This window comes from Bradyrhizobium sp. P2_E8 (assembly GCF_056403875.1).
In genome coordinates, this window is the sequence record NZ_JBFUES010001208.1 from 1 (window position 1) to 2017 (window position 2017).

2 protein-coding genes are annotated in these 2017 nt (G+C 67.9%); both read left to right on the forward strand.

Annotation, left to right across the window (positions count from 1 at the left end):
- Window positions 1-160 precede the first annotated feature (160 nt).
- Window positions 161-1582, forward strand: a complete 1422-nt coding sequence (locus tag AC1D00_RS38665) for an MFS transporter (protein ID WP_477014298.1) — start codon at window positions 161-163, stop codon at window positions 1580-1582.
- Window positions 1583-1709: 127 nt separating this feature from the next.
- On the forward strand, window positions 1710-2017 hold a 308-nt coding region (locus tag AC1D00_RS38670; protein WP_477014299.1), incomplete at its 3' end, for a PEGA domain-containing protein.

A 2017-nucleotide genomic window follows, 5' to 3' on the forward strand; every position in this document is an offset into this window, starting at 1 on the left:
GGGCTCCCTGAGCCCTCTCGAAAGCGGTCCCGACCCGTTGTCCTGTGCCGGAAGGCCTGCTTCCGGCACAGGAACTGTCCGTGTCCTGCCGGGTTGCGATCCAATCTGCAATTTCCTAATCCGGAGATGAAACACGGCTCGAATCAAGCGCGCCTTCATCATGTCGTCCGCCCCCACAGTGCATGCCGACGGCTTGCCGCAGCCCCAGCGCAACCAGGCGGTCCTGACCATTGCGCTCGGCATCATCATGGCGGTGGTGGACAGCGCCATCGCCAACGTCGCGCTGCCGACGATCGCGGCCGACCTCGACGCGAGCCCGGCCTTCTCGATCTGGATCGTCAACGGCTACCAGCTCGCGATCACCATCTCGCTGCTGCCGCTCGCCTCGCTCGGCGAGATCGTCGGCTATCGCCGAGTCTATCTGGTCGGGCTCGTGCTGTTCACGCTCGCGTCCGCCTTCTGCGCGCTGGCGCATACGCTGCCGCTGCTGACGGTCGCGCGCATCATCCAGGGCTTTGGCGCGGCCGGCATCATGAGCGTCAACGCGGCGCTGGTGCGCTTCACCTATCCGCGCAGCCTGCTCGGCCGCGGCATCGGGCTCAACGCGCTCGTCGTCGCCTTCTCGGCCGCGGTCGGCCCGACGCTCGCGGCCGGCATCCTCGCGGTCGGGAGCTGGCCCTGGCTGTTCGCCATCAACGTGCCGCTCGGCGCGGTGACGCTGGTGCTGGGCCTGCGCAGCCTGCCGCACACCAAGCCCGCGAGCCATTCATTCGACTGGCAGAGCGCGGGTCTGTCCGCGATCACCTTCGGTGTCGGCATTGCCGCGATCGACAGCGTCGGTCATGGCGAGGCCGCGCTCACCTGCCTCGTCCAGTTCGCAATCGCGATCGTCGCCGGCGCGCTGCTGATCTATCGCGAAACCCACATGGCCTCGCCGCTGCTGCCGGTCGATCTCTTGCGCATCCCCGTCTTCGCGCTGTCGATTGCGACCTCGATCGCATCGTTCTGCGGGCAGATGCTGGCCTTCGTCGCGATCCCCTTCTATCTCCAGAGCCGCTTCGGCTATTCCGCCGTGCATATGGGCCTCCTGATCACGCCGTGGCCGATCGCACTCGCCTTCGCAGCCCCCCTCGCCGGCCGCCTGGTCGAACATTATCCGGCTGGCCTGCTCGGCGGCATCGGGCTCACGCTGTTCGCCTGCGGGCTCGGCGCGCTCGCCCTCCTGCCGGCCGCGCCAACGCCGCTCGACGTGATCTGGCGGATGGCGCTGGCCGGGGCCGGCTTCGGCCTGTTCCAGACCCCCAACAACCGCACCATGATCGCCGCCGCCCCGCGCGAGCGCGCCGGCGGCGCCAGCGGCATGCTGGGCACGGCGCGGCTGCTCGGCCAGACCACGGGCGCGGCGCTGGTGGCACTGTTCCTCGGCCTCTATCCAATTGACGGGACCCGAGTCGCGCTCCTCACCGGCGTCGGCTTTGCGCTCTGCGGCGCGGTGCTGAGCATGCTGCGGCTCTCGCCGGCAGGCGCGCGCGGCGCCGAGCATGTCCGCGTGCAGGACGACCAGCGCCTGCGCGGCGAATAGAACCGGCCAAGCGCAGGTGCTCGACCCATCTCCACACAACCGGTGCGTGGCTTAACTATCTGGACCAATGACGTATTGCCCTCGCGCTCTGGTTGCGCTTCACTGGCGGTGGGACAAGGGGCATTTCATGCGATCATTTGGAATTGTGGCGCTCAGCGTCATGCTGGGCGGCTGCGCGTCCGTCACGCGCGGGACGACCGAGAATATCAGCATCTCATCGACACCTTCAGGCGTTGAAGCCGTCGTCAGCGGAATGGAGGTTCCGACCACCTGCACGACGCCCTGCTCCGTGGTCGTCAAGCGGAATGCCGACATCTCCATCACCTTCCAGAAGGAAGGCTACGAGCCGCAGATCGTGCCGCTCAGCCGCGACATCCAGACCGGCGGCGCCGCCGGCTTTGCCGGTAATCTTCTGCTGGGCGGTGTCGTCGGGAT

What these genes read in the sequence shown, in the direction of transcription:
- AC1D00_RS38665 (WP_477014298.1), top strand. Translation starts at nt 161, where the DNA reads ATGTCGTCCGCCCCCACAGTGCATGCCGACGGCTTGCCGCAGCCCCAG.